At 66.5% G+C, this 26,482-nt stretch carries 22 protein-coding genes; 11 read left to right on the forward strand and 11 right to left on the reverse strand.

Translation table 11 applies throughout. The annotated features are described in order from the left end of the window. Positions 1-182: 182 nt before the first annotated feature. From FBY20_RS04685 to FBY20_RS04695, 3 genes are read right to left on the reverse strand one after another with little or no spacing between them, the layout of a single operon-like run. Complete coding sequence (locus tag FBY20_RS04685) at positions 183-740, reverse strand: biotin transporter BioY (RefSeq protein WP_142050341.1); 558 nt, start codon at positions 738-740, stop codon at positions 183-185. 37 nt (positions 741-777) lie between these two features. Further along, complete coding sequence (locus tag FBY20_RS04690) at positions 778-1,374, reverse strand: energy-coupling factor transporter transmembrane protein EcfT (RefSeq protein ID WP_142050344.1); 597 nt, start codon at positions 1,372-1,374, stop codon at positions 778-780. After that, positions 1,371-2,048, reverse strand: coding sequence for an energy-coupling factor ABC transporter ATP-binding protein (locus FBY20_RS04695; protein WP_142050347.1), 678 nt, complete (start codon positions 2,046-2,048; stop codon positions 1,371-1,373). Before FBY20_RS04695 ends, FBY20_RS04690 begins: the two co-directional genes overlap by 4 nt. Positions 2,049-2,100: 52 nt before the next feature. On the opposite strand from FBY20_RS04695, the gene msrB reads away from it, so the two are divergent. From msrB to FBY20_RS04715, 4 genes are read left to right on the forward strand one after another with little or no spacing between them, the layout of a single operon-like run. After that, entirely contained in the window at positions 2,101-2,499 is a 399-nt protein-coding gene (msrB, locus tag FBY20_RS04700; protein WP_056321785.1) for a peptide-methionine (R)-S-oxide reductase MsrB, read from the forward strand. Beyond that, a complete protein-coding gene (locus FBY20_RS04705; RefSeq protein ID WP_056321782.1) occupies positions 2,499-3,083 on the forward strand; it encodes a septation protein A in 585 nt (194 codons plus the stop codon). The genes msrB and FBY20_RS04705 overlap by 1 nt, the downstream gene beginning before the upstream one ends. Before the next feature lie 7 nt (positions 3,084-3,090). Further along, positions 3,091-3,360 (forward strand): BolA family transcriptional regulator, encoded by a 270-nt coding sequence (locus FBY20_RS04710; RefSeq protein WP_056321779.1) that lies wholly within the window; start codon positions 3,091-3,093, stop codon positions 3,358-3,360. A 17-nt stretch (positions 3,361-3,377) separates the two neighbouring features. Next, positions 3,378-4,154 (forward strand): peptidylprolyl isomerase, encoded by a 777-nt coding sequence (locus tag FBY20_RS04715; RefSeq protein ID WP_056321777.1) that lies wholly within the window; start codon positions 3,378-3,380, stop codon positions 4,152-4,154. Between the two features lie 161 nt (positions 4,155-4,315). Here FBY20_RS04715 and ligA read toward each other — a convergent pair whose 3' ends face one another. From ligA to smc, 3 genes are read right to left on the reverse strand one after another with little or no spacing between them, the layout of a single operon-like run. Then, the gene (ligA, locus tag FBY20_RS04720; RefSeq protein ID WP_142050350.1) at positions 4,316-6,415 is read right to left on the reverse strand and encodes an NAD-dependent DNA ligase LigA; all 2,100 of its coding nucleotides are present in this window, start codon (positions 6,413-6,415) and stop codon (positions 4,316-4,318) included. Continuing rightward, positions 6,415-7,482: a cell division protein ZipA C-terminal FtsZ-binding domain-containing protein gene (locus FBY20_RS04725; protein ID WP_056321771.1), complete on the reverse strand. Its 1,068-nt coding sequence runs from the start codon at positions 7,480-7,482 to the stop codon at positions 6,415-6,417. The genes ligA and FBY20_RS04725 overlap by 1 nt, the downstream gene beginning before the upstream one ends. Before the next feature lie 46 nt (positions 7,483-7,528). Then, positions 7,529-11,062 (reverse strand): chromosome segregation protein SMC, encoded by a 3,534-nt coding sequence (gene smc, locus FBY20_RS04730; protein WP_056321768.1) that lies wholly within the window; start codon positions 11,060-11,062, stop codon positions 7,529-7,531. 264 nt (positions 11,063-11,326) lie between these two features. Here smc and lplT point away from each other — a divergent pair, with 264 nt between their 5' ends. Beyond that, positions 11,327-12,640 (forward strand): lysophospholipid transporter LplT, encoded by a 1,314-nt coding sequence (gene lplT / locus FBY20_RS04735; RefSeq protein WP_062840523.1) that lies wholly within the window; start codon positions 11,327-11,329, stop codon positions 12,638-12,640. Positions 12,641-12,717: 77 nt separating this feature from the next. Here lplT and FBY20_RS04740 read toward each other — a convergent pair whose 3' ends face one another. Both FBY20_RS04740 and tsaB read right to left on the reverse strand, forming a co-directional pair. Then, positions 12,718-13,743: a uracil-DNA glycosylase gene (locus tag FBY20_RS04740; RefSeq protein ID WP_142050353.1), complete on the reverse strand. Its 1,026-nt coding sequence runs from the start codon at positions 13,741-13,743 to the stop codon at positions 12,718-12,720. Continuing rightward, positions 13,740-14,996 (reverse strand): tRNA (adenosine(37)-N6)-threonylcarbamoyltransferase complex dimerization subunit type 1 TsaB, encoded by a 1,257-nt coding sequence (gene tsaB / locus FBY20_RS04745; protein WP_142050356.1) that lies wholly within the window; start codon positions 14,994-14,996, stop codon positions 13,740-13,742. The genes FBY20_RS04740 and tsaB overlap by 4 nt, the downstream gene beginning before the upstream one ends. A gap of 131 nt (positions 14,997-15,127) precedes the next feature. On the opposite strand from tsaB, the gene ompR reads away from it, so the two are divergent. From ompR to FBY20_RS04765, 4 genes are all read left to right on the forward strand, one after another. Further along, positions 15,128-15,862 (forward strand): two-component system response regulator OmpR, encoded by a 735-nt coding sequence (gene ompR, locus FBY20_RS04750; protein ID WP_003813882.1) that lies wholly within the window; start codon positions 15,128-15,130, stop codon positions 15,860-15,862. 4 nt (positions 15,863-15,866) lie between these two features. Then, positions 15,867-17,294: an ATP-binding protein gene (locus FBY20_RS04755; protein ID WP_108005088.1), complete on the forward strand. Its 1,428-nt coding sequence runs from the start codon at positions 15,867-15,869 to the stop codon at positions 17,292-17,294. Between the two features lie 59 nt (positions 17,295-17,353). Further along, positions 17,354-17,902 (forward strand): peroxiredoxin, encoded by a 549-nt coding sequence (locus FBY20_RS04760; protein ID WP_006217982.1) that lies wholly within the window; start codon positions 17,354-17,356, stop codon positions 17,900-17,902. Between the two features lie 74 nt (positions 17,903-17,976). Next, complete coding sequence (locus tag FBY20_RS04765; RefSeq protein ID WP_042796792.1) at positions 17,977-18,495, forward strand: carboxymuconolactone decarboxylase family protein; 519 nt, start codon at positions 17,977-17,979, stop codon at positions 18,493-18,495. A gap of 76 nt (positions 18,496-18,571) precedes the next feature. Here FBY20_RS04765 and FBY20_RS04770 read toward each other — a convergent pair whose 3' ends face one another. The 3 genes from FBY20_RS04770 to ispD all read right to left on the reverse strand — a co-directional run bounded on the left by FBY20_RS04770 (position 18,572) and on the right by ispD (position 22,030). Beyond that, positions 18,572-20,683 (reverse strand): DUF4344 domain-containing metallopeptidase, encoded by a 2,112-nt coding sequence (locus tag FBY20_RS04770; protein ID WP_142050359.1) that lies wholly within the window; start codon positions 20,681-20,683, stop codon positions 18,572-18,574. Between the two features lie 175 nt (positions 20,684-20,858). Then, positions 20,859-21,350, reverse strand: coding sequence for a 2-C-methyl-D-erythritol 2,4-cyclodiphosphate synthase (gene ispF / locus FBY20_RS04775; protein ID WP_056321752.1), 492 nt, complete (start codon positions 21,348-21,350; stop codon positions 20,859-20,861). Further along, positions 21,347-22,030, reverse strand: a complete 684-nt coding sequence (gene ispD, locus FBY20_RS04780; RefSeq protein ID WP_142050362.1) for a 2-C-methyl-D-erythritol 4-phosphate cytidylyltransferase — start codon at positions 22,028-22,030, stop codon at positions 21,347-21,349. The genes ispF and ispD overlap by 4 nt, the downstream gene beginning before the upstream one ends. A 29-nt stretch (positions 22,031-22,059) precedes the next feature. On the opposite strand from ispD, the gene mfd reads away from it, so the two are divergent. Then, positions 22,060-25,542, forward strand: coding sequence for a transcription-repair coupling factor (gene mfd, locus FBY20_RS04785; RefSeq protein WP_174245385.1), 3,483 nt, complete (start codon positions 22,060-22,062; stop codon positions 25,540-25,542). A gap of 24 nt (positions 25,543-25,566) precedes the next feature. Further along, entirely contained in the window at positions 25,567-26,424 is an 858-nt protein-coding gene (gene serB, locus FBY20_RS04790; RefSeq protein ID WP_062840517.1) for a phosphoserine phosphatase SerB, read from the forward strand. Positions 26,425-26,482: the final 58 nt, after the last annotated feature.

Here is a 26,482-nt window from a genome sequence, read left to right on the forward strand (position 1 = left end):
GAAAAAAATATTATATGGTTAAAACAGTATCAGATGACGTAGCGCAACTACGGTAATTCCCTGATGTGCTACGGAAATCGTGATTTGGCAAACGCATTTGTTAATGGCGAACTTGTACTTGAAAGGGTCGCAGGCGTCATGTTGGGGGATTCCCTTGGGGCGACTGGGGTTTTCAAGGGGGCTCAGCGGCCCAGCATCGGCCACACCCGCTCGACACGCGACGCGACCCAGGCAGCCACCACGGCCTTGACCAGATCGCCCGGCAGGAACACAGCGACCGCACCGGCGGCCTTGGCCATGTCCATCTTCGCCACCGCCGCCAGCCACGGCACGCCAAACGCGTACACCACCGCAATGCCGCCGACGACGCAGGCGGCCACGTAGCCCGCCAGCCCCATCCACGTGCCGGATGCGCGCGCGGCCAGGCGGCGCGTCAGCCAGCCCGTGACGAATGCGCCGGCCACCATACCGACCAGGAACCCGCCCGTCGGACCGAAGAACGCGCCCAGTCCGCCGCGGCCGCCGGGCAGAACGGGCAGGCCGACCGCCGCCAGCGCCAGATACAGCAGGCACGCCAGCGCGCCACGCACGGGGCCGAGCATGGCGCCGGCCAGCATCGCGCCCAGCGTCTGCAAGGTGATGGGCACGGGTATGCCGGGCATGGGAATGGGCGGCATCAGGCTCAGGACGACGATCAGCGCCGCAAACAACGCGACCAGCACCGTATTGTTCGATTTCATGGGGTTCCCTTCGGGTATGAATGTTGGGCGCGTGCGGTCAGAAGCTGCGCGCGTCGATCGCTTCGGACACTTCCTGGGCCCGCTTCAAGGTCAACACGATCAGCGGCACGATCAGCGCGACGGGGTTTGCGCCCAGACCGCGCGCGGCCTGCGCCTCGCGGATCTCCTGGAAATTGCGCCAGATCTCCGGCACGAAGCGCAGCGCCAGCGCAAGGGCCAGCGCCACCTTCTCGGCATCGACCAGCCCCGTGCGTTCCAGCGGCCGCAAGGTCCGCTCGCAGACGGCAATCAGGTCGGACGTGCGGGTGGACAGGGTCACGGCAAGGGCCAGACCGACCATTGCCGCCACACGCAGCACGACGGCCAGGGCTTCGAGCGGCCCCTGGAACCAGCCGGTGAACAGCGCCACGGCCAGCAGCACCCAGAGCAGCCCGCGCACCTGGCGCCACACGACCGCTGCCGCGACGCCCGTGGACCAGACCATCGCCACCGAGACGCCGAAGGCAAACGCCAGCCAGAGCGGATCGCGCAGCAGGAACAGGCCCGCGCCCGCCGCCATCAACGCCAGCAGCTTCACCCATGCCGGCAGCCGGTGCAGCGGCGTGTCGCCCGTGACGTACAGCGGCTCCATCATGCGCAGTGCTCCCGGTACCAGCGCAGCGCGGCGGCTGGCGTGTCGTCGGCCGCGATCACGCCATCACGCACGACCAGCACGCGGTCGAAATCCTCAAGCAGTTCCAGGTCATGGGTCACGACGATGGCGTCGTGGGGCAACCCGTCGATGGCGGCGCGCACCCGGTTGCGGTTGCGCAGGTCGAGCTGCGTGGTGGGTTCGTCAAAGACGATAAGCGCAGGCTCCATGACCAATACGGCGGCCAGCGCCACCAATTGGCGTTCGCCGCCGGACAGCGTGTGGCTGCTGCGGTCGGCCAGATGGCCCACGCCCAGCCGGTTCAACTGGCTGTCGATGCGGGCCTCGCGCTCGTGGCGGTCGGGCGCCAGGCGCTTCAGGCCGAACGCCAGGTCTTCGCGCACGATGGGAAAGACGATCTGGTTTTCCGGGTTCTGAAAGACGAAGCCGACGCGCGCGCGCACGGCCTTCAACTCCCGCCGCGTATCCAGCCCGTCCACGCGCACGCTGCCCGACGTGGGCGCTACCAGGCCATTGACCAGTCGCGCCAGCGTGCTCTTGCCGGCGCCGTTGGGACCGACGATGCCGACGCGGCGTTCGGCCAGGGTAAGACTCACCCCGCGCAACACTTCCGCCTGGGGCGTCGACACTACCGCCTGGTCAAACTCGATTAACATGGGGCGGGATTATGCCCGAACCATTTCGGGCATCGCGACTCCAAGAGCTCATATGGAAAAAGTACGCAAAACCGACGCCGAATGGCGCGCCCAGCTTTCCCCCGAAGAATACGTGGTCACCCGCCAAAAGGGTACCGAACGCGCATTCACCGGGCGCTACTGGGATACTTTCACCCCTGGCATCTACCGCTGCGTCGGCTGTGGCACCGCGCTGTTCGCATCCGACACCAAATTCGACGCCGGCTGCGGCTGGCCCAGCTACTTCCAGGCGCTGGACCCCGAACTGGTGCGCGAAGAGCGCGACATCAGCCACGGTATGGTTCGCACCGAAGTGCTGTGCAACGTCTGCGACGCCCACCTCGGCCACGTCTTTCCCGACGGTCCCGAACCCACCGGCCTGCGCTACTGCATCAATTCCCTGTCGATGACGTTTGAGCCCCTCGAAGACTGATGAAGAAGTTCCTGTTCGACCTCTTTCCGCTGCTCCTGTTCTTCATCGCCTACAGGTATACGGACATCTTCACCGCCACGGGCGTCGCCATGGCGGCCGCGGTGGCGCAGATCGTCTGGCTCAAGGCCACCGGGCGCCCCACCGAGGCCATGCACTGGATCAACCTGACGGTCATCCTGGTGTTCGGCGGCGCCACCATCTGGCTGCACAGCGACGTCTTCATCAAATGGAAGCCCACGGTGCTGTACTGGATGTTCGGCGGCGCGCTGGTCTTTGCCCGTCTGTTGTTCAAGCGCAACCTGATCCGCCGCCTGATGGAAAAGCAGATCCAGCTGCCGGACGCCGCGTGGGACAAGCTGAACATGATCTGGGCCGCCTTCTTCCTGATTGCCGGCGCGCTCAATCTGTATGTCGCGTTCTCGGGTCACTTCACCGAATCCCAATGGGTCAGTTTCAAGGCCTTCGGCCTCATGGGACTGATGATCGTCTTCGTGATTGGCCAGTCCCTGTGGCTGGGCAAGCACATCCAGACCGAGGAAAACACGCCGGCCAACCCGGGCGCCACGCCGCCCGGCAAGCCCTGAGCTTCCCATGCCAGAAACTACCGACCGTATCGCCCTGATCCGGGAGCGCCTTGCCGTCCTGGAACCCGTCAGCCTGGACATCCTGGACGACTCCCATTTGCATGCCGGCCACGAAGGCAGTAAAAACGGCGCCGGCCATTACCGCGTCATCATCGTAGCGCCTTGCTTTACGGGGCTCTCCGCCGTTGCGCGGCACCGGCTGGTGTATCATCATTTGCAAGATTTGATCCCCTATCCGATTCATGCGCTTGCGCTTGACGCCCAGGCTCCCAAATAGAAAGTAAAAGGATATTCATGAAACGCATCGTCATGCTGGCTGCGGCCTGCGTCATCGCCGTGCCGGCTTTTGCGCAAAACGTGGCAACCGTCAACGGCAAGGCCATCCCGCAAAAGAGCCTGGATCAATTCGTCAAGCTCCTGGTCGGCCAAGGCGCCACCGATTCGCCCCAACTGCGCGAACAGGTCAAGCAGGAAATGATCAACCGCCAGATCTTCGTGCAAGCCGCCGAATCCAGCGGCATCGCCAAGCAGGCCGACGTCCAGACTGAAATCGAACTGGCCCGCCAAGGCATCCTGGTCCGCGCGCTGATGGCCGACTACCTGGCCAAGCACCCGGTCACCGACGCCCAGGTCACCGCCGAATACGAGAAGATCAAGAAGGAACAGGCCGGCAAGATGGAATACAAGGTCCGCCACATCCTCGTCGAAGACGAGAAGAAGGCGAACGACCTGCTGGCCCAGTTGCAGAAAAACAAGGGCAAGTTCGACGACCTGGCCAAGAAGAACTCGAAGGACCCGGGCAGCGCCGAAAAGGGTGGCGATCTGGGTTGGGCGCCCCCGACCAACTACGTGCAGCCGTTCGCGCAAGCCGTGACGCAGCTCAAGAAGGGCCAACTGGTCGACAAGCCGGTCCAGACCCAGTTCGGCTGGCACATCATCATGGTTGACGACACCCGTCCGGTCGAATTCCCGCCGATGGATCAGGTCCGCCCGCAGCTGGAAGAAATGCTGCGCCAGCAAACCCTGGCCGACTACCAGAAGCAACTGCGCGAAAAGGCCAAGATCCAGTAAGGTCTGCGCTGCTCAAATAACTGCCCGCCGATCGCGGGCAGTTTTTTTTTGTGCTCGGCAATGTGCTCAGGTGTCAGACACCGCCCCCCCAGCAAGCAACAAAAAGGGCTGCACGCCGGTGGCGTACAGCCCTTCTTCGTTAGCGCGCGGAAGCGTCCTGGCTAGGAAACGCCCAGCAGCGCCTTCAGTCCATCTTCATCCAGCACCGGCACGCCCAGTTCCTGGGCCTTGGTCAGCTTGCTGCCCGAATCTTCGCCCGCGACCAGATAAGCCGTCTTCTTGGACACCGAGCCGCTGACCTTGCCGCCCGCGGCCTGGATGTGCATCGAGGCCTCTTCGCGCGTCCAGTTGGGCAGCGTGCCGGTCAGCACGAAGGTCTTGCCGGCCAGCGTGGTGTCTTGCGGCGCGGCTTCGGCCACCGGGTTCACGCCCTGCGACTTCAGTTGCTCGATGACGTCGCGGTTGTGCTGCTCGGCAAAGAAATGCCGGATCGACGCGGCCACCACGGGACCCACGTCCGGCACCGACGACAAGGCGTCTTCGTCCGCGTCCATGATGGCGTCGATGCTGCCGAAATGCCGTGCGACGTCCCGCGCCGTGGTTTCGCCCACGTGGCGGATGCCTAGCGCGAAGAGCAGCCGGGACAGGTTGGGCGAGCGCGCCTTCTCGATGGCGGCCACCAGGTTGTCCGCGGACTTCTGGCCCATGCGGTCCAGGCCCACGAGTTCCAGCGGACGCAGGCTGTACAGGTCTGCCAGTGTCTTGACGCGGCCGCTGTCCACCAACTGGTCCACCAGCTTTTCGCCCAGGCCTTCGATGTCCAACGCCTTGCGGCTGGCCGCGTGCCACAGTGTCTGCTTGCGCTGGGCGCCACAGAAAAGGCCCCCGGTGCAGCGCGCGATGGTCTCGCCTTCCAGGCGCTCGATGGCCGACTCGCAGACCGGGCATTGCGTCGGCATGACGAATTCACGCGCATCGTCGGGCCGCTTTTCCAGCACCGGGCCCAGCACTTCGGGAATCACGTCGCCCGCGCGCCGCACGATGACGGTGTCGCCAATGCGCACGTCCTTGCGACGGATCTCGTCTTCGTTGTGCAGCGTGGCGTTGGTGACGGTGACGCCGCCCACGAACACGGGCTTGAGCCGCGCGACCGGGGTGATGGCGCCGGTGCGGCCCACCTGCACCTCGATGTCCACCAGCGTCGTGGTGGCTTCTTCGGCCGCGAACTTGTGCGCCAGCGCAAAGCGCGGCGCGCGCGCCACGAAGCCCAGCACCTTCTGCGCGGGCAGCGAATCGACCTTGTAGACCACGCCGTCGATGTCGTACGGCAGGGTGGCGCGCAAGGCGCCCACCTTGGCGTAGAAGTCCATCAGGCCTTGCGCGCCGCTTGCGCGGTGGTTGTGCACCACATTGACCGGCAGCCCCAGCGACGACAGCCACTCCAGCATGGCGCCGTGGGATTTCTCGGGCAGTTGCGACGCCTGCGCCGCGCCCGCGGACGCTTCGTCGAACAGGCCGCTCGGCGAGCCGGGCAAGCCCTGGACCTCGCCCCAGCCGTAGGCAAAGAAACGCAGCGGCCGCTTGGCCGTGATGCGCGGATCGAGCTGGCGCAGGCTGCCTGCCGCCGCATTGCGCGGGTTGACGAAGACCTTTTCATCGCGCTTGGCCTGGGCGGCGTTCAGCTTTTCGAAGTCGGCGCGGTTCATCAGCACCTCGCCACGCACCTCCAGCACCTTCGGGGCCGCGCCCTTCAATTGCAGGGGAATTGCCTTGATCGTACGGATGTTGGACGTGACGTCCTCGCCGGTCTGGCCGTCGCCGCGGGTGGCGGCCTGCACCAGGCGGCCGTCCTCGTAGCGCAGGCTGATCGCCAGGCCGTCGAGCTTCAGTTCACAGAAGTAGTCTGGCTGCTGCGCGGGTCCCAGCATGCCGGCGCCGCGCAGCGTCTCGGTGACGCGCCGGTCGAAGGCGGCCACCTCTTCCTCGGAAAACGCATTGTTCAGCGACAGCATCGGCACCACGTGGCGCACGCTGCCAAACGCGGAGACCGGCGCCGCGCCCACGCGCTGCGTGGGCGATTCCGGCGTCACCAGTTCGGGATGCTCGGCCTCCAGGGCCTGCAATTCGCGCATCAGCCCGTCGTACTCGGCATCCGAGACGGAAGGCTCGTCGTAGACGTAATAGCGGACGTTGTGCTGTTCGATTTCGGCGCGCAGGCGCGCCGCGGCTTGCGCCGGGTTCTCGCCGGACCTGCTTGCCATCAGGCAAACACCCGCTGGGCGCGCTCGCTGCCAGCGGGCAGACCCGCTTGTTCGAGTTGGCCGAAGAGAACCTGCAGGCGCTCGTCGATGACGGCTTCGGAGCCATCGGCCAGGGGCTTGCCCTGATCGTCGACCAGCTCGGCGCGCAGGCGCGACGCCAGGTCGCGGCCCACATCGACCATGCGGCCAAAGGCGCGGGTGTCGGCCGGGCTGCACGGCACGTCCAGCAGCAGGTACAGGCGTTCGATGCCGCCCATGCCCGCGTCGAACGCCGCGCCGTCTGCGCGGGCCAGCGTGAAGCGGGCCACGCCGTTTTCGTTGGGCCACGCAAGGCGGTTGCCGTCGGCGACGAAACCGACGTCGCGCGCCACGGCCAGGACTTCGGCTGCCGGTTGGGCCGAGCCCAACAGCAGCGTCAGGCCAACCTGGGTATCCAGTGCGGCGCAGGTGTCGTCCAGTCGGGCGCCCTGCTCCAGCACGGCCTGCTGGTCGGGGCCTTCGATCGTGGCGTCGAAGCGCTCGGCCATGTCCTGGGCACGCGCCCAGGCTTGCGACCATTCGATGGCGGTCAGGGGACCGCTGCGGTTGGCCAGCAGCACGGCCAGCTGCATGGAAGCATAGGATTCGCCGGGATGGACGCGCGCGCGGTGGCGGCGCTGGTCGGTTTCGGCGAACACGCGCATGGGCTTGCGGCCCACGCTGCGCAGGCTCTGCATGTAAGGCAGCAGATCCGCGCCGCGCACCGCGTCGGCAAAGTTGATCTCGATGACCACTTCGCACGCGGGATCGGGTTCTTCCGCGTCGTCGGCATCGCTGCCGGGATCGACGGGGGCCGGTTGGCCGGGCTGCGCGCGCGCGGGCTCACCGCCCATGCCGGGCTCGCGCCGGGCCACATTGGCCGTGGCGGCGCCCGCCGCCCCCGCGCCCAGCAACGGATCCTGTTCGGACGTGGGGAAGTGGCTCTGCATCTTGCGGCGCACGCGCCGGTCCTGCCACCAGTTGAATCCCAACACCAGCAGTATCAGCAAGACGCCCAGGGCTATCAGCCCGATCTGCAAATCACTCATGTATAAATCCCGCGCCTGGAAGGCGGCGCCTTTCTCAATATTGGGTTTATGCCGCTTCGGAGGCCATCATCTGGACGGCCGAATCTATGTCTACCGCAACGATACGCGAAACCCCTTGCTCTTGCATGGTTACACCGATCAATTGCTTTGCCATTTGCATCGCGATCTTGTTGTGCGAGATGAAGAGGAACTGTGTCTGCTCGCTCATGTTGGCGACCAGATTCGCATAGCGTTCGGTGTTGGCGTCGTCCAGCGGCGCGTCCACCTCGTCGAGCAGGCAGAACGGCGCGGGGTTCAGCTTGAACAACGCGAACACCAGCGCCGTCGCGGTCAGCGCCTTTTCGCCGCCCGACAGCAGATGGATCGTGCTGTTGCGCTTGCCCGGCGGCTGCGCCATCACCTGCACGCCGGCGTCGAGAATTTCTTCGCCGGTCATGCTGAGCTTGGCCTCGCCCCCGCCGAAGAGCTTGGGGAAGAGATCGCCGAAGTGGCCGTTGACGATGTTGAAGGTCTCTTGCAGCAGTTCGCGCGTTTCGCGGTCGATCTTGCGGATGGCGTCTTCGAGGGTCTCGATGGCGGTCATCAGGTCCTGGTGCTGGGAATCCAGGAAGCCCTTGCGTTCGCGCGAGGTGTTCAGCTCGTCGAGCGCGGCCAGGTTGACCGAGCCCAGCGCTTCGATCTGGCGCGAGATGCGGCCGACTTCCTGTTGCAGCCAGCTGGCGCGGCGCCATTCGTCGGGTTGGTTGGCCAGGAACTGGGCCAGCTCCTCGCGGTCGACTTCGCGCGCGTTGAGCTGCTCCGTGAACTGTTCTTCAGCCAGTCGCGCGGCCTGCTCCTGCAGTTGCAATTCCATGATGCGCGCGCGGCGCGGTTCCAGCGTCTGCTCCTGTTGCTGGCGGTCCTCGTCGGCGCCGCGCAGCAGGGCTGCCAGGTTTTCGAGTTCCTGGCGGGCGCGCGACAGCGCTTCCTCGCGCTCGGCGCGCATTTCCAGGGCATCCTGCAAGCCGGCCTGCGACGCGGACGCGTCAAGCTCCGCCAGGTCGCCCATCAACTGTTCCAGCTCGACCGCGCCGCGCTGGCTCTGGTCTGCGGCCAGTTGCTGGTTGCGCTGCAGGTCGGTGATGCGGACCTGGATGCCGCGTTCGGCGAATTCGGCTTCCTGGGCAGCGCGCTCCAGCTCGCGCAGACGGGTGCGGGCCGCCTCGGCTTGCGCCGCCAGCGTCTCGCCGTCCATCTCGGCATCGGCGAACTTGGACTGGTGCTCGGCGAGTTCTTCGTCCAACGCTTCGAAGCGGGCCTCGGCCTCTTCGCGCGTGGCGCGCAGGTCTTCTTCGTGCGCCTTGATTTCTTCCAGGTCCTGACGCAGGCGCGAGGCGCGTTCGCCGGACTGTTCGGCCTGCTGCTGCAGCCGAGAATGTTCCAGCTGGATGTCGTGCACGCGGCGCGTGACTTCGGCCACACGCGTGCGCGCCGGCGAGATGGCCTGGGACACCTGCTGCCAGGCGGCTTCGGCGCGGGCAACCGCGGCGCGGGCCTGGTCGGCGATCAGTTGCTGGGCCTTGATCTCGCGCTGCAGGTTTTCGATTTCCTGCTGGCGCGCCAGGAGGCCAGCCTGTTCGGAGTCGGGCGCATAGAAACGCACGCTGTGCGCGTCGATCAGGTGACCGGCCTTCACCACGCAGGCAGCGCCGGCGGGCAAGGTGGCGCGCAGGGCCAGGGCCTGGGTCAGGTCATTGGCCGTATAGACGCCCGCCAGCCATTCGTTCAGCAGCGTGCGCAGGTCGGGATCGGTGATGCGCAGCAGGCTGGCCAGCGGCGTGAAACCTGCCGGCGCCGGCGGCGTGGGCGCGGCGGCGGGCAGTTGATAGAACGCCAGCCGGGCGGGCGGCGCATCGTCGGCAAAGGCGCGCGCCCAATCCAGATTGCGCACTTCCATGGAAGCCATGCGTTCGCGCAGCGCCGATTCCAGGGCGGTTTCCCAGCCCGGTTCGACGTGCAGCTTCTGCCACAGGCGAGACAGTCCGGCGAGTTCGTGCTTGGCCAGCCAGGGTTCGAGCGCGCCCTGCTTCTGCACGTCGTCCTGCAGCTTGACCAGCGCGGACAGGCGGGCTTCCAGGCGGGCCAGGTTCTGGGCTTCGGTCTGGGCGGCGGCCTGGGCGCGGCTGCGCTCGGCGTCGGCCTCGGGCACGCGGCCCTCCAGGACGGCCAGTTCTTCCTGGGCGGCTTCGAGCTGGTCTTCGCCCGCGGCGCGGTCGCCGGCCAGTTGTTCCAGGCGCTCGGGGTCGGGGCTGTGCAGTTCGCGCAGTTCCTGTTGCAGGCGCTCGCGCCGCTGGTCCAGGGTCTGCATCTGGCGGTCGGCGTCGCGCTGGGTCTGCGCGACCAGCGCAAGGTTCTGCTCGACACGGGCCAGAGCCGCGCGCATCTCGTCGCGGCCGGCGGCGGCTTCGCGCACGCGCTGCTCGACCGAGGGCAGGCCCGCCTGCGCGTCTTCCGCGGTGGCGCGCGCCTCTTCGGTGCGCGCGGCGGCCGCGGCCAGGTCGTCTTCAGCCTGGGCGATCTGTTCGGTGCAGTGCTCGCGCTGGCTGGTCCATTCGGCGATCTGCTGCTGAAGCTGATCACGACGGGCCTGCAGGCGGTTGCGGGAATCGACGACGTGGCGGATCTCGGCTTCCAGGCGGCTGACCTGGGCGTTGGCCTCGTACAGGGCGCCCTGCGCGGTATGGACGGCGTCGCTGGCGGCGTAGTGGGCCTGGCGCCGGGATTCCAGCGCGGCCTCGCCCGCACGCAGCCCGGCAATGGCGGCTTCCAGTTCGTTCTGGGCCTGCGCCATTTCCTGCGCCTTCTTGGCGCGTTCCTCGCGGGCCCCGGTTTCCTTCAGCAGCCACAGCGAATGCTGCTTCTTTTCGCCGTCGGCCTGGAGCTCGCGGTAGCGGGTGGCCACTTCGGCCTGGGCTTCCAGCTTTTCGAGCTGGCTGTTCAATTCACGCAGGATGTCTTCGACGCGGGTCAGGTTCTCGCGCGTGTCGGACAGGCGGTTTTCGGTCTCGCGGCGGCGTTCCTTGTAGCGCGACACGCCGGCCGCTTCTTCCAGGAAGACCCGCAGTTCTTCGGGGCGGGCTTCGATCAGGCGGTTGATCATGCCCTGCCCGATGATCGCGTAGCCACGGGCGCCCAGGCCCGTGCCCAGGAAGATGTCGTGGATGTCGCGGCGGCGGACCTGCTGGTTGTTGACGAAATAGCTGCTGGTGCCGTCCCGGGTCAGCACCCGGCGCACCGCAATTTCGGCGTAGCTGCTCCATTGGCCGGCAGCGCGCCCCTCGCTGTTGTCGAACACCATTTCGACCGAAGCCCGGGCGGCGGGCTTGCGGTTGCCCGAGCCATTGAAGATGACGTCCTGCATGGACTCGCCACGCAGTTCCGATGCCTTGGCTTCGCCCAGCACCCAGCGCACGGCGTCGATGATGTTCGACTTGCCGCAGCCATTGGGTCCCACCACGCCGACCAGCTGGCTGGGCACGGGGATGACGGTGGGGTCGACGAAGGACTTGAAGCCGGCGAGTTTGAGCTGAGTAAGGCGCACAGTACGATGACGACGGGGTGGGTTGAACGAAAGGCGTTAACGGACCTGCCGCACAGATTGCAAACCGGCCCAAGAAGGGCCGGCTCTCATATGGGTCGTATGATACCGCAGGCGGTCTCCACCCTGACCTCGGCGCCGGGCAACCCGCGGGCAAACGCGCAATGGCTCGGGGCAAGGGTCCGGCTATACTCCCTGACACTTTTTGGCACGACACATAATTTTCACGCGGACTGGCCAGCCTCTGGCCAAAGATCGGGGACATTCTTGAAACGTGGTTTCTATCTGGTCATGGCGGCGCAGGCCTTCTCGTCATTGGCGGACAACGCGCTGTTCATCGCAGCGATCGCGCTGATACAGGAGCTGCACGGTCCTGACTGGCTGGCCCCGATGATGAAATGGTCGTTCGCGCTGGCCTATGTCGTGCTGGCCGCGTTCGTGGGCGCCATTGCGGACTCCTACCCCAAGGGCCGCGTGATGTTCTCCACCAATGCCCTGAAGGTGGCCGGCTGTCTGCTGATGTTCTCGTACGCCAGCATCGGCGTCGCCCCCCAGTACCAGACCTGGCTGGTCTGCGCCGCCTACGGCGTGGTGGGCATCGGCGCCGCGGCCTATTCCCCCGCCAAGTACGGCATCGTGACGGAAATGCTGCCGCCCACCATGCTGGTCAAGGGCAACAGCTGGATCGAGGGCCTGACGGTCTTCTCCATCATCCTGGGCACCGTGCTGGGCGGCCTGCTGATCTCCTCGTCCGTTTCCACCGCCCTGCTCAGCCACTCCTTCATCGGCAAGCTGGTCCACACGCCGGCCGAGGCCGCCATCCTCGTCATCGCCTTCGTGTACCTGCTGGCGGCGCTGTGCAACCTGATGATTCCCCGCACCCACGTGCGTTATCCGCCGCAGCAGAAGAACCCCGTACGCCTCGTGCGCACGTTCTGGGGCTATGTCTGCGTGCTGTGGAAGGACAAGCTGGGGCAGATCTCGCTGGCCGTCACCACCCTGTTCTGGGGCGCCGGCGCCACGTTGCAGCTCATCGTCATCGAATGGGGCCGCAGCCACCTGGGCTACCAGCTCGACAAGGCCTCGATGCTGATGGGCGTGGCCGCGCTGGGCACGGTGGTCGGGTCGATCCTGGCCGGCCGCATCCCGCTGCGCCGCGCGCTCGCCGTGCTGCCGGTGGGCGCCGCCATGGGTCTGGTCGTGCTGCTGATGCCGCTGGTCTACCAGCCCTGGAGCGTCTATCTGCTGCTGTTGCTCACGGGCGGCCTGGCCGGTTTCTTCGTGGTGCCCATGAACGCCCTGCTCCAGCACCGCGGCCACGTGCTGCTGTCGGCGGGCCATTCGATCGCCGTGCAGAACTTCAACGAACAGCTCAACATCCTGCTCATGGTGGCCATGTACACGCTGCTGCTGTGGCTGGAACTGCCGATCAACGTGATCATCGTGATCTTCGGCTCTGTCGTGGCCGTGCTGATGGTGGTCTTCATGCGCTGGAGCAAGCGCAACATGCAGGCCAACCCCGACCTGCACGACCAGATCGGACAGGAAGGCCACGGCCGCGCACTGGATACCACCCACTAGGCCGCGCGCGCCAACCACTTGATCTTCCAGCAAAAAACCGGGCTCTCGCCCGGTTTTTTCATTTGCCGCCGGTCCCGCTACAGTTCGCGGGCGGCCAGCTTCAGGTCCTGCCAGGCACGCGCCTTTTCCGACGGGCTGCGCAGCAGATAGGCCGGGTGGTAGCTCACGACGACCGGAATCTGCGCGCCCTCGTCCGTCTTCAAGTGATGGACGCGGCCCCGCAGGCTGCCGATGGTGGCGTCCGTGCCCAACAGCGTCTGCGCGGCAAACCGCCCCAGCACCAGGATGCGCTCGGGTTTGAGCAACGCGATCTGCCGCATCAGATACGGGCTGCAGGCGGCGATTTCCTCGGGCTTGGGATTGCGGTTGCCCGGGGGACGGCACTTGATGACATTGGTGATGAAGACGTCCCGCTCGCGGCTCATGCCCACCGCCGCCAGCATGGCGTCCAGCAACTGGCCCGACCGGCCCACGAAGGGCTGGCCCTGGCGGTCTTCCTGTTCGCCGGGAGCTTCGCCCACCACCAGCCAACGGGTCGGCTGAGCGCCCTGGCCGACCACCGCATGGCGGCGGCCCTGGCACAGGCCGCAGGCCGAACACGCCACGACCTGCGCGGCCAGCTGTTCAAGATTGGCGTCCTTGACGGCCTCGGCCACCGGAATGGGCGGTGGCGCTTCCTCCTGGACTTCGACCTTCGGCGCCGGCCGCGGCGGCGGGCCGGTGCGGTTCAGGATCGAGGCCGGAATGGCCGATGATGCGCGCCCGGATGGCGGGTCTGCCGGCGTGGCGGCGGGCGCGGAAACCTGGGCAGCCTGCGCGGGCGGCGCAATCGTTGGAACCGCAGAGGGCGATTCGGCGGGGGCCGGCGCGACGATGGCGGATTGGGGTGCCGCAGCGGGCGCGCCGCCGGACAGGGCCGAGGGCGCCGCCACGGGGGCCGGCGCCGATGCGCCGACAGAGGGCGCAACGGGTGTCTTGATGGCCGGCGCGGCAGGCGGCTTACGCAGCCACAGCCGCTCCATGCCGAGCTCGCGCAGCCAGATGCGCTGCAACGGGTTGATGCGGGGCGGCGCAGGGCGCGCCGCGGCGTCCACCGGGTTCATGCCGGGGCTCCGTCGGCTTGGCCAAAGCGCTTTTGCATGACGATGGCATCCTCGCGGCCGCCCTTGTCAGCCGGGTAATAGCCACGGCGCACACCGATCTGCAGGTAGCCGTGGCCCTTATAGAAACTGATGGCCGAGGTGTTGGACGGCCGCACTTCCAGCAACAGCCCTTCCAGCCCCCGTTCGCGCGCCTGCTGTTCGCACCAATCGAGCAGCGCGCCGCCGAGCCCCTGGCGGTGCAGGTCCCGCGCCACCGCAATCACCAGCAGGTGCGCCACGTCGGGCGCATACATCAACACGCAGAATCCGGCCAGCTTGCCCTCGCGCCGCAACGTCCAGGCGCCGTAGCCCGACGCCAGGGCGTCAGCGAAATTGCCGCGCGTCCAGGGGAACGCCTGAACTTGCGCCTCCAGCGCCACGACTTCCTCCAGGTCCGCCTGCGTCATGGGCTGCGGCACCGGCGTTGCGAACGATGGCTGGGCCTTGGGATTGCCGCCCTCGCCGCGCAGGCGCTCGGCGGTGGTGAACGCCACCTTGTCCCGCACATAGAGCGGCGCGGCCAGCTCGGGCGCCAAGGTTTCGCCCCGCAGCCAGCCCTGGCGGGCAAGGCGCGCCACGCTGGCTGCCTGCGGCCGCTGGGCATCGACGGCACGGCGCCATTCGGCGGGCGCCGCCATGTCGGCGGCGTATGCGTCCCAGGCATCGCCTGCCAGCAGCGGCGCGATCGGCTGCCCGGCCCGCGCCGACCAGATCGGCAAATGGTGCGCCGTCCAGGGCACGACCTCGGCGGCGGCGATCAGCATCGGCGCCTGCAGGGTTTCCCAGACGGATTCATCACCCGCCGCGGCGCTGCGGCGGTAGACTGCGAGATAGACCTCGTTCATGCGGGCGTCCAGCGCCACGACCACGGCCTCGCCAGGGGTGCCATCGACGTCCGCGGCCACCGCCTGATGCGAAACAATAGGCAACACCGGGATGCCCAGCCCCAGCGCCATTCCCTGGGCGACGCCGCAGGCCACGCGCAGGCCGGTGAAGCCGCCGGGCCCCTGCCCGAACGCCACGGCGTGCAGACCTGATGCGGCAATGCCGGCCTCGGCAAGCAGCGCATCGGCCATAGGCAGTAGGCGCTCGGCGTGTTCCTGGGAACCTTCGTGTTCGCGGACACTGATCTCCAGGCGGCCGTCGACCGCCCGCAAAAGGGCCACGCCACATCGTGACGACGAAGTTTCCAGTGCCAGCAGGTTTAGTTCCATAGATGCAGATTGTACGAAATAAGGCGCTGTAACCCCCGGGTGTAAGGGGGATTTCAACCAGGGATCGCAATGTGTAATATCTTGTGAACGCCCTCTAGCCCCCGGTTCTTGTCACTGTTACATTTCCGGCCATGAATACGCAAAACACCACCCCCACCCGAAAAATCCTCGTCGTTGACGACGATCCGCGCTTGCGCGATCTGCTGCGCCGGTACTTGTCCGAACAGGGATTCAACGTTTTCGTCGCCGAAGACGCCAAAGAGATGGGCAAACTCTGGCAACGTGAGCACTTCGACCTGCTCGTGCTGGACCTGATGCTGCCCGGCGAGGATGGCCTGTCCATCTGTCGCCGGCTGCGCGGTGGTCACGACAACACCCCCATCATCATGCTGACGGCCAAGGCGGAAGAAATCGACCGCATCGTCGGCCTGGAGATGGGCGCGGACGACTACCTGTCCAAACCCTTCAACCCCCGCGAACTGCTGGCCCGCATCAATGCGATTCTGCGCCGCCGCGGCACGGAAGAACATCCCGGCGCCCCCAGCCAGGAAAACGAATCCATCGCCTTCGGCCCCTACGTGCTGAATCTGTCCACCCGCACGCTCACGCGCAACGGCGAACAGGTGCCCATCACCACGGGTGAATTCTCGGTGCTCAAGGTCTTTGCGCGCCATCCGAAGATTCCCCTGTCGCGCGACAAGCTCATGGAACTGGCTCGCGGCCGCGAATACGAAGCCTTCGATCGCAGCCTGGACGTCCAGATCTCGCGTCTGCGCAAACTGATCGAGCCAAACCCGTCCAAGCCCGTATTCATCCAGACCGTTTGGGGTCTAGGATACGTGTTCGTGCCGGACGGTGGTAGCTGATCGGCTGGCCCGCCCCGGGCAGGAGCGCAGCGTCGTGCCGCGCCTGCGCAGAACATTCAGGAACCTGACATCACGTTTGCGGCTGGGCTTGTTCGGCCGCACGTTCCTTTTGCTCGCCGCGCTGATGCTCGTCAGCCTGGGCGCGTGGCTTCAAGTATTTTTCAGCATGGAGCTGGGACCGCGCGCCAATCAAATGGCGCAGCGGGTGATCACGGCCGTCAATATCACGCGCACCGCGCTGATTTATTCCCATAACGGCGAACGCAGCAAGCTCCTGCTCGACCTGGCCACCAACGAAGGCATCCAGGTCTATCCGCGCGAGGTCACGGACTTCGCCGAAGCCCTGCCCGACGACGACTACTGGCAACGTGTCGCCCAGCACATCCGCACGCGCTTCGGCCCGGAAACGCAGATTGCCTGGGGCGTGAACCAGGTCCCCGGCTTCTGGGTCAGTTTCCAGATCGAAAAGGACCTGTACTGGCTGGTATTCGAGCGCGAGCAGATTGGCCTGACAGGCGGCATTGAATGGCTGGGATGGGGCGCCACCGCGCTATTGCTGTCTCTGGTCGGCGCCGCGGTCAGTGTGGGATTCGTCAACCGGCCGCTCTCCCGTCTGGCGCGTGCGGCCCAGGTGCTGTCGCGTGGTGAAACACCCGCGCCGCTGCCCGAGCAGGGCCCGCTCGAGATCCGCGACCTGAATGCGTCGTTCAATCGCATGGCCAAGGATTTGCGGCAGGCCGAGGCCGATCGCGAACTCATGCTGGCCGGGATCTCGCACGATCTGCGCACCCCGCTTGCGCGCATGCGGCTGGAAATCGAACTCAGCGGCGTGTCCGAGGACGCCCGGCAGGCCATCGACGAAGACCTCGGCCAGATCGACCACAGCATCGGCCAGCTCATGGAATACGCGCGCCCGGCGGGCACGCTGCCGCAACTGGCCACCGACATTTCCGCGGTGCTTGCCGAACTGTACGAACGCGAGCGCAGCCATACCGCCTCGCTGGGCGGCGAACTGGAAGCCTCGCTCGAACCTGGCCTGCGCGCCCGCATCACCGCGCTGGACTTGAAGCGCATCGTCAGCAACCTGATCGAGAATGCGCGCCGCTATGGCCGCTCGCCCGACGATGGGATGGCGCACCTGAACATGACGCTGCAGGCCGAAGGCAGCATGATCGTCATCGAAGTGTCCGACCGCGGCCCTGGCATCGCGCCGGAAGACGTGGACCGACTGCTGCGCCCGTTCTCTCGCGGTGAGGCCGCCCGCACCGGCGTCAGCGGCGCGGGCCTGGGTCTGGCCATCGTCGAACGCCTGCTCAAGCACGTCGGCGGGTCGCTGCGCATGCTGCCGCGCGAGGGCGGCGGACTCACCGCACGGATAGAGCTGCCCAAAGCCAAGTTTAGGAATTATCAATTAGACAACGATAATCCATAGCGTAAAATTTGTGGTTTGAGGCGCTGCCTTATCTCCACCCAACAACTACGGGAGTAAACATGAAAACTGTTGGCGACAAACTCGAACCCTTCAAGGTCACCGGCGTCAAGCCCGGCTTCAACCAGCACGAAGAAAACGGCGTGTCGGCGTTCGAAGACATCACCGAAAGCTCGTTCCCCGGCAAGTGGAAGGTGATCTACTTCTACCCGAAAGACTTCACGTTTGTGTGCCCGACCGAAATCGTCGGCTTCAACAAGCTGGCGAAGGATTTCGAAGACCGCGACGCCGTCCTGCTGGGCGGTTCGACCGACAACGAATTCGTCAAGCTGGCCTGGCGCCGTGAGCACCCGGACCTGAACAAGCTGGGTCACTACCAATTCGGCGACACCACCGGCGCCCTGATCGACCAGCTGGGCGTGCGTGAAAAGGGTGCTGGCGTTGCCCTGCGCGCCACGTTCATCGTCGACCCGGACAACACGATCCAGCACGTTTCGGTGAACAACCTGAACGTCGGCCGTAACCCGGAAGAAGTGCTGCGTCTGCTCGACGGTCTGCAAACCGACGAACTGTGCCCGTGCAACCGTACGGTTGGCGGCGCCACGCTGTAATTTCCAGCCCGGTCCGGGGCCTGTCCGCAGGCCCTGCGCCGGGCATTAATTGCGCTAGATTATAGGTAAAAACTATGGAATTTCTTACGACCATTAAGGAACAGCTGCCGGATTGGGCCAAGGACATCCGCCTGAATCTGGACGCCGTGATTGCCCGCTCGACGCTGGCTCCCGAAGACGCCGTGGGCGCCGCCCTGTCCGCCGCGTACGCCGCGCGCAGCCCGGTGCTGGTCGAGGCCTTCAAGAGCGGCCTGTCGGAAGGCGACGCCAATGCCGCGCTGACCGCCTCCGCCCTCATGGGCATGAACAACACCTGGTATCCCTACGTGGAGATGACCGGCGACGCCCAGTTGAAGAGCCTGCCGGCCCAGTTGCGCATGAACGCCTACGCCACCCATGGCGGCGTGGAAAAGAAGCGCTTCGAGCTCTTCGCCCTGGTGGCTTCCATCATCGGCAAGTGCCATTTCTGCGTGGCTTCGCACTATGAGAACCTGAAGAACGACGGCCTGTCGACCGAACAGCTGCGCGACGCCGGCCGGATTGCCGCCGTCGTCAACGCCGCCGCGCTGGCGCTGGCCGCCCAAGGCAAGTAAGCGCCCCGCCGCTCGCAAAAAAAAGCCCGCCTGCATGATGCAGGCGGGCTTTTCCTTTTGGCTGACGTGTAGCGCGCTATTTGCCGGCGGCGGGCTTGACCGGCGCGGTCGGCAGGCCGTTGGCGGTCCACGCCTCCATGCCGCCCCGATACCAGTAGGCGCGCCAACCCAGGGTCCCCGCGCGCAGCGCCGCGTTGTAGGAGGATCGGTCGTTCATGCCCGCGCCCATGAACACGATGGGCGTGTCGCGCCGGTCTCCGGTGTTCTTCTTCAGCCAGGCGTCCAGCGCGCCTTGCAGGTGGTCCGCGACGCTGCCGTCCGACCCGGCGTCGGACAGCGGATAGGCGATGGGCAGCGTCTCCCGTAGCCCGCTGGTGTCGATGATGAGAATGTTTTTATCGTTGTTGATCAACCGCACCAGCTCCGGCGTCGTGATGATGTCGGCGCGCGTGTGCTTGTTGGGCGTTGGCCCCCGATACGGCGACGAGAACAGCAGGTTCGTCGGCGGCACGCCGTAGTCCTTCAGCTCGTCGAAGGCGCCGGCGGGCAGCGCCGGCATGCCTTGCCCCGCCGCGGGCGGTTGCCGCGGCGCCGGCGGCGCGCCGCCATCCTTGGCGACGACCTCGCCGCCCACCGTGCCCATCTCAATGTCCGAAACCATCACCGCGATGTTCTCGATGAGGTCGTAGCACATCGTGATCGACCCCTCGCGCGGGTTGTACCAGGCGTTCAACTGGCCGCAATCCTTGAACACCACGTTGACCGGCCGCGGCAGCACGTAGGTCTGGCCGAGCAGCTTGATGTTGTTGGTGATGGCCTCGGACAGGTTGTTCGCGAACAGGTTGCCGATCTTGCGCTTGGATGGCTCGAACACCACGTTGACCGGCGCGCCGGGCGCGTTGGCCGGCTGCAGGCCGTCGGGCGTCCAGGTGCCGACCCGCGTATGCGGTGCCAGCAGCCGGCGCCACGCGCGGTTCTGCTTGTTGAATTCGTCCGTGCACCGCGCTTTGGTCCGGTCCTCGAAGCCAACGTGCTTGGCCACCGGTTCGAACACCGCGGGATTGCCGCCGTACATGATGCACAGCATGTTGCGAAAGCGCTTCAAGTCGCCCGTGTGCTCGTCCTGCCAGGCCGAACTTGCCGAGGCGCCGCGCTTTTCCGCCAGCTTGCCGCTGTAGTACCACTGCAGCGCGGCATACGTCGCGGCCTCGCGGGCCATCGTGTTCAGGTCCTCGTCCTTGGTCGGATACATGGTGGGCTCGACGATCTGCAACGCCGAGTACATGTCGACCGCGTCTTCCTCGGCGCCCGTCGCCGGCAACTCCAGCTCGCCGATCAGCGCGTGGCCAAACTCGTGCAGGAAGATGCTGCGCATGATCCCGACGTAGACCCCGACGATGCGCAACGTATCGCCGCCAAAGCGCGGATAGGGACCCTCGCCCGGCAAGCCGGGAGCGTTGTTGGCGGGCGTGCGGGTGGCGGGCGTGTTGTTGGCTGCCGTGTTATTGGCGGGCGCGGGAGGCGGCGCCGCCGACGGCACGCGCGGCGCACCCGCCCCCGCGCCGCCTTGCGCGCCGGACCCGGCGGGCTTGGCAGCCACGTCCGACACGATCATGAAGTCGGCAATGCCGAACGTGCCTTCGTCGTACGCCATGATGCCGATTTCGCTGCCCAGCGCGGGCTCGTTCTCGATATCGGCAATCTTCTGGCCATTGACCAGGAAACGCGCGGCGCCGGGCACTTCCACCACTCTGATGCGGTCGGTGCCGTCCAGCTTGGCCACGTTGGGCACGGAAGCGATGTCGCGGCGCGTCTGGCCCTCCAGACAGAACAGCATCGTGTTGCGATCCGCCCGGATCTCCAGGAGGCACAGGCTCTTGCGCGCGTTGTTGTTCAGCGCGATGCCGATGGACGCCTTGGGACTCTTCGAGTTGACCATCACGTTGACATCGGTGATGCGGCCCGTCTCGGGCGCAGGCCCCGGATTGATGTAGAACGTCTGCTCGCCGCCGGGCACATCGCTATTGCGCAGCGTGAACCAGCCGTCCTGCTCGCCGACGTGCCAGCCCTGCAAAAGCTGCTGTTTGACGGTGCCTGCCAGTGGGCCGAGCTGCTTCTCATACGCCGCGTGCGCGGTGGTAGCAAAAGCGGCCAGCACGAAAAATAGCCCCGCGCCACGGAATCGCATCTGAATGTCCCTGATTAGTCAGATTTCAAGTCGCGCAGCGTATGTCAGATCAAACCGGTCCGCTTATTCATTTGTTAAAGATGTATTCCAACGTAAAAGCCGCCCGGGCTGGCGGCACGGACGGCTTTCGATTTGGGGGCAGGCGTGGCGTTCGCGCCACGGAACCGGTGGCGCGTCAGGAATCCACGCGCGCCAGCAGCGCAACCACCGTCGCCGCGATGCCTTCCTTGCGGCCCAGGTAGCCCAGCCCTTCGTTGGTCTTGGCCTTGATGTTGACCTCGGTCTCTGCCAGCCCCGTATCGGCGGCAATGTTCTTCACCATGGCCGGCGCATGCGGGCCGATCTTGGGCGCCTGCGCATGCAGCGTGGCGTCGATATTGACCGGCGCCCATCCCGCCTGGCGCACGCGCGCCATGGCTTCGCGCAGCAGGACGCGGCTGTCGGCCCCCTTGAAGGCCGGATCGGTGTCGGGAAAGTGCCGGCCGATGTCGCCCAGCCCCGCCGCGCCCAGCAGCGCGTCGGTGATCGCGTGCAGCAGCACGTCCGCATCGGAATGCCCCAAAAGGCCGTGCGTATGGGGAATCGTGACCCCGCCGATGATCAGCGGCCGGCCTTCGACCAGCGCGTGCACGTCAAAGCCTTGCCCGACGCGAAAAGGAATGCTCATAGCCATTTTTCCATCAGTTCAAAATCGTCCGGCCATGTCACCTTGAAATTGCGCATCGACCCCGAGACCAGCAACGGCGCGTAGCCGGCGGCCTCGATGGCCGAGGCCTCGTCGGTGACGATGACGCCATTCACGGATGCCGCGGTCAGCGCATCGCGCAGCACGCCTGCGCGGAACATCTGCGGGGTCTGCGCCAGCCACAGGCCATTGCGGTCCAGTGTGCGCTCGACCCGCTGGTGCCCGCCCTTGACCGTGTCGGCCACCGGCAGGGCCAGCAAACCGCCCACCGGATCGGCCAGGCAGGCATCGATCAGCCGCGCCAGCGCCTCGGCAGGCAAGCCGGGGCGGGCCGCATCGTGCACCAGCACCCAGGTGTCGTCGGCGACCTCGCTGTCGGCAAGCGCGCCGGCGACCGTATCGGCGCGCGTCGCGCCGCCGCAGGCACGCCAGACAGTGCGCGGCAGGCCAGCAAGCGCGGCATCGACCCAGCCGTCGCCCGGGCTGACCGCCACCCGAACCTCGGACACGCGCGCGTCGGCCAGCAACGCGCTGACCGCATGCCGCAGCATGGGCTGTCCGGCCAATGGACGGTATTGCTTCGGAACGGCTTCGTGCCCGGGCCGGCTGGCGCGGGCGCCGACTCCGGCGGCGGGCACGATTGCGATGATTGCGTCAGACATGGTGCGGAGATTTTATAATCGTTCGCTTGATGTCCGCTTCCAGCCTGATGCCCGCCCCTTCCTCCTCCGCCACGGCCGCCCCCCCCGTCCCCGCCACGGTTCCCACCCTGTCCGCGCTGAAGCCCGGCACGCGCTACGCGCAGCCCAGGCCGCCGGGCTCCGGCGACGCCTGGCTGCTGGCGGATCTGGCCCGCCAGGCCGGCGGCCCGCTGGTCATCCTGACGGCCGAGCCCCTGGAAGCGCAGCGCCTGGCCGAGGAAATCCAGCTGTTCGCGCCCGGTCTGCGCGTGCGGCAGCTGCCCGACTGGGAAACGCTACCCTACGATGCGTTCTCGCCGCACCAGGACCTGATTTCGGAGCGCCTGCACACGCTGCATTCGCTGATGATGAAGACGGTGGACGTGCTGACCGTGCCCATCACCACGGCGCTGTACCGGCTGGCGCCGCCCTCGTTCCTGGCCGCCTACACGTTCTCGTTCAAGCAGAAGGACCGGCTGAACGAAGCGGCGCTGCGCGCGCAGCTCACGCTGGCCAATTACAACCACGTCACCCAGGTGACCGCGCCCGGCGAATTCTGCCTGCGCGGCGGCCTGATCGACCTGTTCCCGATGGGCTCGGTGGTGCCGTACCGCCTGGACCTGTTCGACGACGAAATCGAGACCATCCGCAGTTTCGACGTGGACACCCAGCGCAGCCTGTACCCCGTGCGCGAGGTCCAGCTGCTGCCAGGCCGCGAATTCCCGATGGACGAGGACGCGCGCAACCGGTTCCGCGCGCGCTTTCGGGAAATTTTCGAAGGCGATCCCTCGCGCGCCCTGCCCTACAAGGACATCGGCAACGGCATCCCCTTTGCCGGCGTCGAGTACTACCTGCCGCTGTTCTTCGAAGAGACCGCCACGCTGTTCGACTACGTGGCCGAAGGCACGGTCATGGTCACGGTCGGCGACATCGACGACGCGATCCAGCGCTTCAACCAGGACACGGCCAGCCGCTACGGCTTCTTGAAGAGCGATCGCGAACGTCCCGTGCTGCCGCCCTCGGCCCTGTTCCTGGATAACGAATCGCTGTATGGCCGGCTGAAGGCCTTTCGCCGCCTGTCGCTGACTGCCGGCCAGCCGCACCCCGACTTCCGGGCCGCGCCCGATGTCAGCGTGGCGCGCCGCGCCGAGGATCCCATCGCCAAGCTGCGCACGCTGGTGCAGGCGGGCCAGACCCGCGTGCTGCTGTGCGCCGATTCCGCGGGGCGCCGCGAAACCCTGGTGCAGATGCTGCACGAGTTCGGCGTCACGCCCGACGCGCAGCCCGAGACCATCGAAGCCTTCCTGGCGTCGGACGCGCATTTCGGCATCGTCGCCTCGCCGCTGGGCGTGGGCTTCCAGCTGCCGGACGCAAACCTCGCCTTTCTGACCGAGAACGACCTCTACCCCGGATTGGCAACGCCGGGACGCCGCGGCAAGCGCGACCAGGAGCGCGCCAGCAACGTCGAAGCCATGGTGCGCGACCTGTCCGAGCTGCGCGAGGGCGATCCCGTCGTCCACGCCCAGCACGGCATCGGGCGCTACCACGGCCTGGTCAACATGGACATGGGCGAAGGCGAGATGGAGTTTCTTCATCTTGAATACGCCAACGGCAGCACGCTGTACGTGCCGGTGTCGCAGCTGCACGTGATCGCCCGTTACAGCGGCGCGGATCCGGAAGCCGCGCCGCTGCACCAGCTGGGCTCGGGGCAATGGGACAAGGCCCGCCGCAAGGCGGCCAAGCAGGTGCGCGACACCGCTGCGGAACTGCTGGCGCTGTATGCGCAGCGCGCCGCGCGCGAAGGCTTTGCGTTCAACCTGCCGCTGAACGACTACGAGGCCTTCGCCGAGGGCTTCGGCTTCGAAGAGACGGCCGATCAGGCCGCCGCGATCCAGGCCGTCATCAGCGACATGACCTCGGGCCGCCCGATGGACCGCCTGGTCTGCGGCGACGTCGGCTTCGGCAAGACGGAAGTCGCGCTGCGCGCCGCGTTCCTGGCCGTCGCCAATGGCAAGCAGGTGGCGCTCTTGTGCCCCACCACCCTGCTCGCCGAGCAGCACGCCCAGACCTTTACCGACCGGTTCGCCGACTGGCCCGTACGCGTGGTGGAACTGTCGCGCTTCCGCTCGGCCAAGGAAGTGTCGGCCGCCATCGAAGGCATCAACGACGGCCGGGTCGACATCGTCATCGGCACGCACAAGATTCTGTCGAAAGATGTGAAGTTCAAGCGGCTGGGTCTGGTCATCATCGACGAGGAACACCGTTTCGGCGTGCGCCAGAAGGAAGCGCTCAAGTCGCTGCGGGCCGAGGTCGACGTCCTGACGCTCACCGCCACGCCCATTCCCCGCACGCTCGGCATGTCGCTGGAAGGCATCCGCGACTTCTCCGTCATTGCCACGGCGCCGCAGAAGCGCCTGGCCATCAAGACCTTCGTGCGGCGCGAAGACGGCAGCACGCTGCGCGAGGCCCTGCTGCGCGAACTCAAGCGCGGCGGCCAGTGCTACTTCCTGCACAACGAGGTCGAGACCATCCACAACCGCCGGGCGCGCCTTGAAGAACTGGTGCCCGAGGCCCGGATTGCCGTCGCGCACGGCCAGATGCCCGAGCGCGAACTCGAACAGGTGATGAAGGGCTTCTACCAGCAGCGCTACAACGTGCTGCTGTGCACCACCATCATCGAAACCGGCATCGACGTGCCCAGCGCCAACACCATCGTGATCCATCGCGCCGACCGCTTCGGCCTGGCGCAGCTTCACCAGTTGCGCGGACGCGTCGGGCGCTCGCACCATCAGGCCTACGCCTACCTGCTGACGCCGGGCGAGGACGCCATCACCAGCAACGCCAAGAAGCGGCTAGAAGCCATCCAGGCCATGGAAGAGCTCGGCTCGGGCTTTTACCTGGCGATGCACGACCTCGAAATCCGGGGCACCGGTGAAGTGCTGGGCGACTCGCAGTCGGGCAACATCCAGGAAGTGGGCTTCTCGATGTACAACGAGATGCTCAACGAGGCCGTGCGCGCGCTGCGCGCCGGCGAAGAACCCGACCTGGACGCGCCCTTCAACCTGGCGTGCGAGGTCAACCTGCACGCCCCGGCGCTGCTGCCGTCCGATTATTGCGCCGACGTGCATGCGCGCCTGGCCATCTACAAGCGGCTGGCGCACGCCGCCGACGAAGATGACCTGATCCACATCCAGGAAGAACTGATCGACCGATTCGGCAAGCTGCCGGAAGCGGCCCAGACCCTGCTGGCCACGCATCGCCTGCGCCTTGCGGCCCAGCCGCTGGGCATCGTCAAGATCGACGCCAGCGAAGCGCAGGCCCTGATCCAGTTCGGCCCCAAGACCTCGGTCGATCCGGCCCGCATCATCGACCTCGTCCAGCGGCAGCGTCACATCAAGCTGGCCGGACAGGACAAATTGCGCGCCGAGATCAAGGCCCCCCTCATTCCCGCCAGGGCGGACGCCGTGCGCGCCGTCCTGCGCGCGCTCAAGTAACCCCGACTCTCCTTCCCTTCCGCCATGACTACCCACAATCTCGTCGTTCAATCCCCCGGCCTCGCCATCGAACATGCGGAGCAGCTTGCCGCGCTGGCCCAGGCCCAGGGCGTGGCGCGCATCAGCAACACCGCGGCGCGCCTGCTCGACGTACAGCACGACGACGAGACGCGCGCGGTGGTATGCGCCTTCGCCGAGGCGCGCGGCGTGGACGCCGCCTTCGTGCCTGCCGGACTAAAGCTTGCCCACTGCAAGGTCCTGGCCATGGACATGGACTCGACCCTGATCAACATCGAATGCATCGACGAGATCGCGGGCGTGGTCGGCGTGAAAGACAAGGTGTCGGAGATCACCGAGGCCGCCATGCGCGGCGAGATCAAGGATTTCGCCGAAAGCCTGCGCCGGCGGGTCGCGCTGCTGAAAGGCGCGCCGGCTGGCGCGCTGGACCAGGTCTACGAGGAAAAGCTGCGCCTGAACCCGGGCGCCGAACGCCTGATCTCGACGGCCCAGGCCGCCGGCATCAAGGTGCTGCTGGTGTCGGGCGGTTTCACCTTCTTCACGGAACGCCTGCGCGCCCGCCTGAACCTGGACAGCGCACACGCCAACACACTGGAAATCGAAGACGGCGTGCTCACCGGCCGCGTGCTGGGCGACATCCTGGACGCCGACGCCAAGGCCGCCCACCTGCGCGACTTCGCGCGCACGCACGGCGCCTCGACGGATCAGATCATCGCAATGGGCGACGGCGCCAACGACCTGAAGATGCTGGCCAACGCCGGCTTTCCGGTGGCCTACCACGCCAAGCCGCTGGTGCGTCAGCAGACGCGCTACGCGCTGAACGTCTCCGGATTGGACGGCGTGCTGAACTGGTTCGAGAGCTGATCCTGCCTCAAAGGTCTCCTCAAAGGTGTCTGACACCGCGCCGCAACGCATGCCAGCC

This window comes from Achromobacter sp. SLBN-14, from assembly GCF_006715415.1.
GTDB lineage: Bacteria > Pseudomonadota > Gammaproteobacteria > Burkholderiales > Burkholderiaceae_B > Achromobacter > Achromobacter mucicolens.

Bases quoted from the DNA above. Each gene is read 5' to 3' on its own strand.
- FBY20_RS04685 (WP_142050341.1), bottom strand. From the start codon at position 740: ATGAAATCGAACAATACGGTGCTGGTCGCGTTGTTTGCGGCGCTGATC.
- FBY20_RS04690 (WP_142050344.1), bottom strand. From the start codon at position 1,374: ATGATGGAGCCGCTGTACGTCACGGGCGACACGCCGCTGCACCGGCTG.
- FBY20_RS04695 (WP_142050347.1), bottom strand. From the start codon at position 2,048: ATGTTAATCGAGTTTGACCAGGCGGTAGTGTCGACGCCCCAGGCGGAA.
- msrB (WP_056321785.1), top strand. From the start codon at position 2,101: ATGGAAAAAGTACGCAAAACCGACGCCGAATGGCGCGCCCAGCTTTCC.
- FBY20_RS04705 (WP_056321782.1), top strand. From the start codon at position 2,499: ATGAAGAAGTTCCTGTTCGACCTCTTTCCGCTGCTCCTGTTCTTCATC.
- FBY20_RS04710 (WP_056321779.1), top strand. From the start codon at position 3,091: ATGCCAGAAACTACCGACCGTATCGCCCTGATCCGGGAGCGCCTTGCC.
- FBY20_RS04715 (WP_056321777.1), top strand. From the start codon at position 3,378: ATGAAACGCATCGTCATGCTGGCTGCGGCCTGCGTCATCGCCGTGCCG.
- ligA (WP_142050350.1), bottom strand. From the start codon at position 6,415: ATGGCAAGCAGGTCCGGCGAGAACCCGGCGCAAGCCGCGGCGCGCCTG.
- FBY20_RS04725 (WP_056321771.1), bottom strand. From the start codon at position 7,482: ATGAGTGATTTGCAGATCGGGCTGATAGCCCTGGGCGTCTTGCTGATA.
- FBY20_RS04740 (WP_142050353.1), bottom strand. From the start codon at position 13,743: ATGAACCCGGTGGACGCCGCGGCGCGCCCTGCGCCGCCCCGCATCAAC.
- tsaB (WP_142050356.1), bottom strand. From the start codon at position 14,996: ATGGAACTAAACCTGCTGGCACTGGAAACTTCGTCGTCACGATGTGGC.
- ompR (WP_003813882.1), top strand. From the start codon at position 15,128: ATGAATACGCAAAACACCACCCCCACCCGAAAAATCCTCGTCGTTGAC.
- FBY20_RS04760 (WP_006217982.1), top strand. From the start codon at position 17,354: ATGAAAACTGTTGGCGACAAACTCGAACCCTTCAAGGTCACCGGCGTC.
- FBY20_RS04765 (WP_042796792.1), top strand. From the start codon at position 17,977: ATGGAATTTCTTACGACCATTAAGGAACAGCTGCCGGATTGGGCCAAG.
- FBY20_RS04770 (WP_142050359.1), bottom strand. From the start codon at position 20,683: ATGCGATTCCGTGGCGCGGGGCTATTTTTCGTGCTGGCCGCTTTTGCT.
- ispF (WP_056321752.1), bottom strand. From the start codon at position 21,350: ATGAGCATTCCTTTTCGCGTCGGGCAAGGCTTTGACGTGCACGCGCTG.
- ispD (WP_142050362.1), bottom strand. From the start codon at position 22,030: ATGTCTGACGCAATCATCGCAATCGTGCCCGCCGCCGGAGTCGGCGCC.
- mfd (WP_174245385.1), top strand. From the start codon at position 22,060: ATGTCCGCTTCCAGCCTGATGCCCGCCCCTTCCTCCTCCGCCACGGCC.
- serB (WP_062840517.1), top strand. From the start codon at position 25,567: ATGACTACCCACAATCTCGTCGTTCAATCCCCCGGCCTCGCCATCGAA.